At 73.5% G+C, this 8,597-nt stretch carries 6 protein-coding genes; all 6 read left to right on the forward strand.

The window, feature by feature from the left end; genetic code table 11:
* The coding region (locus AB4039_RS40105; RefSeq protein WP_442273092.1) for a ubiquitin-like domain-containing protein at positions 1 to 1,157 on the forward strand (1,157 nt) is incomplete at its 5' end.
* A gap of 217 nt (positions 1,158 to 1,374) precedes the next feature.
* The gene (gene rsmA, locus AB4039_RS40110; protein WP_266839519.1) at positions 1,375 to 2,277 is read left to right on the forward strand and encodes a 16S rRNA (adenine(1518)-N(6)/adenine(1519)-N(6))-dimethyltransferase RsmA; all 903 of its coding nucleotides are present in this window, start codon (positions 1,375 to 1,377) and stop codon (positions 2,275 to 2,277) included.
* 131 nt (positions 2,278 to 2,408) lie between these two features.
* Positions 2,409 to 3,299, forward strand: coding sequence for a 4-(cytidine 5'-diphospho)-2-C-methyl-D-erythritol kinase (locus tag AB4039_RS40115; protein WP_442273095.1), 891 nt, complete (start codon positions 2,409 to 2,411; stop codon positions 3,297 to 3,299).
* Between the two features lie 74 nt (positions 3,300 to 3,373).
* Positions 3,374 to 4,714, forward strand: a complete 1,341-nt coding sequence (locus AB4039_RS40120) for an acyltransferase family protein (protein ID WP_442273093.1) — start codon at positions 3,374 to 3,376, stop codon at positions 4,712 to 4,714.
* A 28-nt stretch (positions 4,715 to 4,742) separates the two neighbouring features.
* Positions 4,743 to 6,542, forward strand: a complete 1,800-nt coding sequence (locus AB4039_RS40125) for an ABC-F family ATP-binding cassette domain-containing protein (protein WP_266839517.1) — start codon at positions 4,743 to 4,745, stop codon at positions 6,540 to 6,542.
* Between the two features lie 186 nt (positions 6,543 to 6,728).
* On the forward strand, positions 6,729 to 8,417 hold the full coding sequence (locus tag AB4039_RS40130; RefSeq protein ID WP_442273094.1) for an outer membrane protein assembly factor BamB family protein: 1,689 nt from the start codon (positions 6,729 to 6,731) through the stop codon (positions 8,415 to 8,417).
* The last annotated feature ends 180 nt before the right edge of the window (positions 8,418 to 8,597 follow it).

Consider the following 8,597-nt stretch of genomic DNA (forward strand, 5'->3'; position numbering starts at 1 on the left):
CCCCGCGGGTCACCCCGTCCGGTCGGCGCCGCCGCGGCACGGTCGTCGGCAGCGCCGCCGCGGCCCGCGACAACTGGCGGCGCATCGTGCCGCAGGCACTGGTCGTCGCCTTCCTCGCGGGCGGCACCACCGCCTTCGTCGCCGCCGACAAGGCCGTCCGCCTCACCGTCGAAGGAGTCCCCCGCACCCTGCACACCTTCGCCGGCAGCGTCGACGACCTCCTCGACGCCGAGGGCCTCGGCGTCGGCCCGCACGACCTCGTCGCCCCCGCCCGAGGATCCGCCCTCGACGACGGCGAGCAGGTCGTCGTCCGCTACGGCCGGCCCCTCCGGCTCACCCTCGACGGCAACAGCCGCCAGGTGTGGACGACCTCCGCCACCGTCGAGGGCGCGCTGCGCCAGCTCGGAGTCCGCGTCGAGGGCGCCTACCTCTCCGCCCCCCGCACCGCGCCCGTCCCCCGCTCCGGCCTCACCCTGGGCGTCCGTACCGAACGCGGCGTCACCTTCATGGCCGACGGCCGCGAACGCACCATCCGCACCAACGCGGCCACCGTCCAGGAGGCCCTGGACCAGGCCGGCATCACCCTGCGCGGAGAGGACACCACCTCCGTGCCCCCCGACTCCTTCCCCCGCGACGGCCAGACCGTCACCGTGCTGCGCATCACCGGCACCCGCGAGGTCCGCGAGGAGCGCATCCCGTACGAGACCGAGCGCGTCGAGGACGACACCCTCTTCGCGGGCACCGAGGTCGTCGAACGCGTGGGCCGGCCCGGCGCGCGCCGCGTCACGTACGGGCTCCGCACCGTCAACGGCGTCCGCCAGGAGCCCCGCAGGATCGCCGAGGAGGTCGTGCGGGAGCCGGTCGGCCAGCTCGTCAAGGTCGGCACGAAGCCGCTGCCCGCCTCCGTGGCCGGCGCCGACGGCCTGGACTGGGACGCCCTGGCCCAGTGCGAGTCCGGGGGCCGCGCCTCCGCCACCGACGCCTCGGGGACCTACGGCGGCCTCTACCAGTTCGACGTACAGACCTGGCACGCCCTCGGCGGCAGCGGCCGCCCCCAGGACGCCCCGGGCAGCGAGCAGACGTACCGGGCGAAGAAGCTCTACGTGCAGCGGGGGGCGAGCCCCTGGCCCCACTGCGGGAGAAGGCTCACCCACTGACCTCCGTCGTCGAAGCGACATCCGGCCCGTGTCGCTTTGTCGACATAACCCGTCCCCCGCCGACCCCGCGCCCCCCCGTCCACGGGTCACGAGGAGCCGCCCCGGGGGCCGGGTTCCGCCCCCACGCCCGCCCCGCCCCTCCACGACGGGATCGCCGCCGCGGAGCGGACACCCGGTCCGGCTCGGGATCACCCGGCCGATCTGAGACGCTTTACCGGTGAGCACCGCAGAGCAGCAGCCCCCCGCGACCCCTTCCGACGCCCTCCTCGGCCCGGCCGACATCCGAGAGCTGGCCGAGGTCCTCGGCGTACGCCCGACGAAGCAGAAGGGGCAGAACTTCGTCATCGACGCCAACACGGTGCGCCGGATCGTCCGCACCGCCGAGGTGCGCCCGGACGACGTGGTCGTCGAGGTCGGCCCCGGCCTCGGCTCGCTGACGCTCGCCCTGCTGGAGGCCGCCGACCGGGTGGTCGCCGTCGAGATCGACGACATCCTGGCCGCCGCGCTGCCCGCCACCATCGAGGCGCGGATGCCGCGGAAGAAGGACCATTTCGCGCTGGTCCACTCCGACGCGATGCTCGTGACCGAGCTGCCCGGCCCGGCGCCGACCGCGCTCGTCGCGAACCTGCCGTACAACGTGGCCGTCCCGGTGCTGCTGACGATGCTCGACCGGTTCCCGACCATCGAGCGGACCCTCGTCATGGTCCAGGCGGAGGTCGCCGACCGGCTCGCCGCCCGCCCCGGGAACAAGGTCTACGGTGTCCCCTCGGTCAAGGCCAACTGGTACGCGGACGTCAAGCGGGCCGGGTCCATCGGCCGCAACGTCTTCTGGCCCGCGCCGAACGTCGACTCCGGGCTCGTCTCCCTCGTGCGCCGCGCCGAGCCGGTGAAGACCACCGCCACCAAGGCGGAGGTCTTCGCGGTCGTCGACGCCGCCTTCGCGCAGCGCCGCAAGGGCCTGCGCGCCGCACTCGCGGGCTGGGCCGGGTCGGCCGCGGGCGCCGAGGCGGCGCTGGTCGCCGCCGGGATCCCGCCGCTGGCCCGCGGCGAGTCCCTCACCGTGGAGGAGTTCGCGGCGATCGCCGAGCACAAGCCCGCCGCCGAGAGGCCCGCGCTGTGAGCGCCCGCACGACGGGCACCGAAGTGACCGGCCCCGACGCGGCCGGCCCCGACGCGGCCGGCCCCGACGCGGCGGGAGCCCGTACGGCGAGCGCCCGCACGACGGGCGCCGCGGCCGGCTCCGGCGCGGGGGTGACCGTACGGGTCCCCGCGAAGGTCAACGTCCAGCTGGCGGTGGGCGCGGCCCGCCCCGACGGCTTCCACGACCTGGCCAGCGTCTTCCTGGCCGTCTCCCTCTTCGACGAGGTGACGGCGACCCCGGCCGACGCGCTGCGGGTGACCTGCGCCGGACCCGACGCCGACCAGGTCCCCCTGGACCGCACGAACCTCGCGGCGCGGGCCGCCGAGGTCCTCGCCGCCCGCGCCGGGATCTCCCCGGACGTGCACCTCCACATCGCGAAGAACATCCCCGTCGCCGGCGGCATGGCCGGCGGCAGCGCCGACGGCGCTGCGGCGCTGCTGGCCTGCGACGCGCTCTGGGGCCTGGACACCCCGCGCGAGGATCTCCTCGCCCTCTGCGCGGAGCTGGGCAGCGACGTCCCCTTCAGCCTGGTGGGCGGCGCGGCGCTCGGCACGGGACGCGGCGAGGTGCTGGCGCCCGTCGTGGCCGGCACCTTCCACTGGGTGTTCGCCGTCGCGCACGGCGGCCTGTCCACCCCGGCGGTGTTCCGCGAGTTCGACCGGCTGACCGAGGGCGTCGACGTACCCGTCCCGCAGGCCTCCCCGGTGCTGCTCGCCGCGCTCGCCTCCGGCGACCCGGACGCGCTCGCTGCGGCCCTGGTCAACGACCTCCAGCCGGCGGCGCTCTCGCTGCGGCCGCAACTGGCCGCCACCCTCGCGGCGGGCGCCGACGCGGGGGCGCTGGCCGGGCTGGTGTCGGGCTCCGGGCCCACCACCGCCTTCCTGGTCCGCGATCCGGAGTCCGCCGGGAAGGTCGCCGCGGCCCTCGAAGCGTCCGGCACCTGCCGGGCCACCCGGATCACCGCGTCGCCGGCCCCCGGGGCGACGGTGGTTCCCACCTGACGGGCGGCTACTCAGGGCGCGGATGAGTATCCGCGCCCTGCCGGCGGCCCGGCGGCGCGCGGGACCGTGTGGGCATGACAGTCAGTGCGCGCGCCATGGCCGCGGCCACCCCCACCGCCCGGGACCGCTACGTCGACCTGCTCCGGGTCGCCTCCCTCGCCACCGTGGTGTTCGGCCACTGGCTGATGGCCGCGGTCAGCGGGGACGGCATAGGGAACCTGCTCGCCCTCGTCCCCCCGCTCCAGGTCCTCACCTGGGCCCTCCAGGTCATGCCGGTGTTCTTCTTCGTCGGCGGGTTCTCCCACGCCCTGTCCTACCGGTCGCTGGAGCGCAGGTACCCCGGCCGGCCCGGGTACGCCGTCTTCCTGCGCGCCCGCCTGCGGCGGCTGCTGCGGCCCACCCTGGTGTTCGTCCTGGTCTGGGCCGTCCTCGCGCTGGCCGTGCAGCTCGCCGGGCACGGTGGCGGCCGGCTGACGGGCGCCGCGCTGCGCACGGTCACGCAGCCGCTGTGGTTCATCGGGATCTACCTCGCCATGGTCGCCCTCACGCCGCCGCTGCTGAGGATGCACGCCCGCCACGGCTGGGCCGCGTTCGCCGCGCCGGCCGCGGCGGCCGCGCTGGTCGACGTGCTGCGCTTCGCGCTCGGGGTCCCGTACGTGGAGTTCCTGAACTTCGCCCTCGTCTGGCTCGCCGTGCACCAGCTCGGCTTCCTGCGCGCCGACGGCCGGATCACCCGGCCCGCCGTCCTCGGGGCCGCCGGACTGGCCGGTGCGGTACTGCTGGTGGCGTTCGGGCCGTACCCGCTGTCCATGGTCGGGATGCCCGGCGAGAAGGTGTCCAACATGGCCCCGCCCACCCTCGCCCTGCTCTGCCACGGCATGTGGCTGGTCGGCGCGGTCCAGCTGCTCGCCCGCCCCGCCGGCGCCTGGCTGGCCCGGCCCCGCGTCTGGCACGGGGTCGTCGCCGCCAACAGGGTCGCCATGACCGCCTTCCTGTGGCACCTCACCGCCATGCTCGGCGTGTACGCGGTCCAGCTCCTGCTCGGCATGGCCCTCCCGGAGCCGGCCACCGGCGCCTGGTGGGCGCAGGTGCCGGTGCGGATCGTGCTCGCCGTGGCCCTGACCGCCCTCCTCGTGGCCTGCTTCCGCCGCTTCGAGGCCCCGGGCGCGAGCGCCCGCGGCGCCGTCCGCGACGAAGGCCCCGGCAGCGGGCCCGTCGCCGCCGCCGGGATCACCCTGTGCCTGCTGGGGATCCTGGGCCTGTCCATGACCGGCCTCGGCGGTCTCCTCCAGGGCCACAGCGCCGTCCTGATCGCCCTTCCGGTCACCGCGCCCGCCGCCATCGGCATGGCCGTCGGAGGCGCCTTGCTGGTGGAACGGTCGGGGTCGGCCCGGAGGGTTAGGCTGAGGGGCTGATCCACACCCCTTCCCTGGAGCGCGTCTGATGGCCGTCAATCTGGTCAATGTCGAGGCAGTCAGCAAGGTGTACGGCACCCGTACCCTGCTCGACGGCATCTCCCTCGGCGTGTCCGAGGGGGACCGGATCGGTGTCGTGGGCCGCAACGGCGACGGCAAGACCACCCTCATCCGGATGCTCGCCAAGCTGGAGGAACCCGACACGGGACGGGTCACCCAGAACAGCGGCCTGCGCATGGGCGTGCTCACCCAGCACGACTCCCTCGACCCCACGGCCACGATCCGGCACGAGATCATCCGTGACATGGCCGACCACGAGTGGGCCGGCAACGCCAAGATCCGCGACGTGCTGACCGGGCTCTTCGGCGGGCTCGACCTGCCGGGCTTCGGCCAGGGCCTCGACACCGTCATCGGCCCCCTCTCCGGCGGTGAGCGCCGCCGCATCGCGCTCGCCCAGCTGCTCATCGCCGACCAGGAACTCCTCGTCCTCGACGAGCCCACCAACCACCTCGACGTCGAGGGAATCTCCTGGCTGGCCAAGCACCTCCAGGAGCGCCGCTCCGCGCTCGTGTGCGTCACCCACGACCGCTGGTTCCTCGACCAGGTCTGCACCCGCATGTGGGACGTGCAGCGCGGTGAGGTCCACGAGTACGAGGGCGGCTACAGCGACTACGTCTTCGCGCGGGCCGAGCGCGAACGCATCGCCGCCACCGAGGAGCAGAAGCGGCAGAACCTGATGCGCAAGGAGCTGGCCTGGCTGCGCCGCGGCGCCCCCGCGCGCACCTCGAAGCCGCGTTACCGCATCGAGGCCGCCAACGAGCTGATCGCCGACGTGCCGCCGCCGCGCGACACCTCCGAGCTGATGCGCTTCGCCAACGCCCGCCTGGGCAAGACCGTCTTCGACCTGGAGGACGTGTCCGTCCAGGCCGGTCCCAAGGTCCTGCTCAAGCACCTCACCTGGCACCTGGGCCCCGGCGACCGCGTCGGCCTCGTCGGTGTCAACGGCGCCGGCAAGACCTCCCTGCTGCGCGCCCTCGCCGAGGCCGCCCGTACGCAGGGCGAGGTGCAGCCCGCGGCCGGCAGCATCACCGTCGGCAAGACGGTCAGGCTGGCCTACCTCTCCCAGGAGGTCGGCGAACTCGACCCGTCGCTGCGCGTCCTGGAGGCCGTCCAGCGCGTCCGTGACCGCGTGGACCTGGGCAAGGGCCGCGAGATGACGGCGGGCCAGCTGTGCGAGCAGTTCGGCTTCACCAAGGAGAAGCAGTGGACGCCCGTCGGTGACCTCTCCGGTGGTGAGCGGCGCCGGCTGCAGATCCTGCGGCTGCTGATGGACGAGCCCAACGTCCTCTTCCTCGACGAGCCCACCAACGACCTCGACATCGAGACGCTGACCCAGCTGGAGGACCTCCTCGACGGCTGGCCCGGCTCGATGATCGTGATCTCCCACGACCGGTTCTTCGTCGAGCGCACCACCGACACGGTGATGGCGCTGCTGGGCGACGCGAGCCTGCGGATGCTGCCGCGCGGCCTCGACGAGTACCTGGAGCGCCGGCAGCGGATGATCGAGGCGGCCGCTCCGGCGCCCGTCCCGGCGGCCGCCGCCAAGTCCTCCGCCTCGGGCGACTCGCGCGCCGCGAAGAAGGAGCTCCAGAAGATCGAGCGCCAGCTCAACAAGATGTCGGACCGCGAGTCGAACCTGCACGCGCAGATCGCCGAGCACTCCACCGACTACGACAAGGTGGCCAAGCTCGACGCGGAGCTGCGCGAACTGATCTCCGAGCGGGACGACTTGGAGATGCGCTGGCTGGAACTGGCCGAGGAGGCCTGAGAGGACACCCCTCCGGGGCGTCAAGCTGCCTGATAACGGCGGAGTCACGGGCCGGTCCGACCTTGGGAACAGGGGTCGAACCGGCCCGTCGCATGTCGGCCACGGGTGATAGAAAGAGTCGGTTCTTTCCGCCCCGTGACCCCCGACCCGCAGATTCCCACCGCCTGACGCCGAAGGTATGCGCTGATGACCGAGCCGCCCCAGCCGCCGAACCAGCCGCCGACGCCGTCCGGTTACGGCCATCTGCCGGGCCCGCCCCAGCAGGGTTACGGACAGCCGCCGCAGGGCGCCAACCCGTACGCCCAGCAGCAGACGCCGCAGCCCCCGCCGCCGCCGCAGCAGTCCCCGCAGCCCCCCACGGTCCCGCAGGGGGGCTACGGTTTCCCGCCGCCCGGGGCGCCCACCGGCGCGCCCACCGTCGCGTACTCCGCCGCGTCGGTCCCCGGCGGCCCGGCCCGCGGACGGCGGACGGCCGTCGTGATCGCCGCGGCCGTCGCGGGCGTGCTCGTCGTCGGCACGGGCGCGTGGTTCGCCTTCCTCAAGGGCGACGACTCCGACCCGAAGAAGCCGGTCGCGCAGGGCTCCACGTCCGCCGACCCGAAGCCCTCCGGCTCCCCGTCCGTGGACAAGGGCGACGGCTCCGGCAACGGCGGGTCCGACCAGATCGACCTCAACGCGGGCCGCAAGTCCGGCGAGGACAAGGCCCTCTGGCTCAAGACCGCCAAGCTCACGGGCCCCGGCGCCGGCATTCCGACGAAGGGTCAGTGGGTGGTCGGCGACACCGTCGTCAAGACCGTCGACAAGAGCCTCGTCGCGTATGCGGCGACCGACGGCAAAGAGAAGTGGAAGCTCGACGTCCGCACCGAGATCTGCGGACTCACCGGCCAGGTGACCCCCGACGGCAAGACGGTCGTCATCGTCAAGGACGGCGCGGGCGACAGCGCGACCTGCGACCAGATGAAGCTGATCGACCTCAAGGCGGGCAAGGAGGTCTGGACGAAGCAGGTCCAGAAGGAAGGCCTCTTCGACAAGGAGATCGACGCCTCGCTCGCCTTCACCGCGGACACCCTCGTCGTCAACCGGATGGCCGGCACCTCCGCCTACCGGCTCAGCACCGGCGAGAGGCTCTTCTCCGGCACCGGCCCCGAGGGCTGCCAGCCGGCCAGCTACGCCGCCGGCAACGGCAAGCTGATCGGCATCGCCTACTGCCAGGACGGTGACCACACCGTCGAGGTCCAGGACGCGGACCCGCTGACCGGCAAGAAGACCTGGTCCTACCGGCTCCCCAAGGGCTACCAGGTCAACGCCGTGTACTCGGTCAACCCGACCGTCATCGACGCCTCGAACCGGGACACCAAGCAGCGCGCCGTCATCTCCCTCGGCAACGACGGACAGAAGCGGTCCACCATGTCCGCCCCGGGGAACTTCGCGCTCAACTGCGGCGGCAGCAGCAGCAGCGAGGGCCTGCAGTTCTGCGGCGACCGCGCCGTCGACGGCGACACCCTGTACCTGAGCACGGCCTCCGAGGATGCCACCAACAACGAGATGGTCGCCTTCGACCTCGCCAGCGGCAAGGCCAAGTGGCGCACCGCGGCCGGGGACAAGAAGATCTACGTGCCGCTCAAGGCCGCGAACGGACAGATCACGGTCTACCGGACCGGCACCCTGGACGAGCCCGGCGAGATCGTCTCCATGGCGGCGGGCGAAGGCAAGCCCAAGGTGCTCATGCGCCTGCCCTCGGGACCCTCCGCGAAGATCGAGAACTCGTTCCTCTTCGCGCAGAGGTCCTACGAGGGCGGCCGTTTCTTCCTGTCCACGACCACGCTGAGCGGCGACGGCCAGGACGAGAAGCTCCTGATGGTCTTCGGCAAGTGAACGAGTCCACCGAGCCGCCCACCGAGAGGCAGTAGCACCCCAGATGAGCACCCCGAACACCCCGCCGCCGCCCCACCAGCCGCCCAACGGCGGCTTCGGGGCACCCCCGCCGGCCCAGCCGCCGACGGTTCCGCAGCCGCCGGCCCAGCCGCCGACCGTCCCGCAGCCGCCGGCCCAGCC

It is taken from the genome of Streptomyces sp. M-16 (assembly GCF_052114405.1).
In the GTDB taxonomy this organism is placed as follows: Bacteria; Actinomycetota; Actinomycetes; order Streptomycetales; family Streptomycetaceae; genus Streptomyces.

Bases quoted from the DNA above. Each gene is read 5' to 3' on its own strand.
- AB4039_RS40125 (WP_266839517.1), top strand. From the start codon at position 4,743: ATGGCCGTCAATCTGGTCAATGTCGAGGCAGTCAGCAAGGTGTACGGC.
- AB4039_RS40120 (WP_442273093.1), top strand. From the start codon at position 3,374: ATGACAGTCAGTGCGCGCGCCATGGCCGCGGCCACCCCCACCGCCCGG.
- AB4039_RS40130 (WP_442273094.1), top strand. From the start codon at position 6,729: ATGACCGAGCCGCCCCAGCCGCCGAACCAGCCGCCGACGCCGTCCGGT.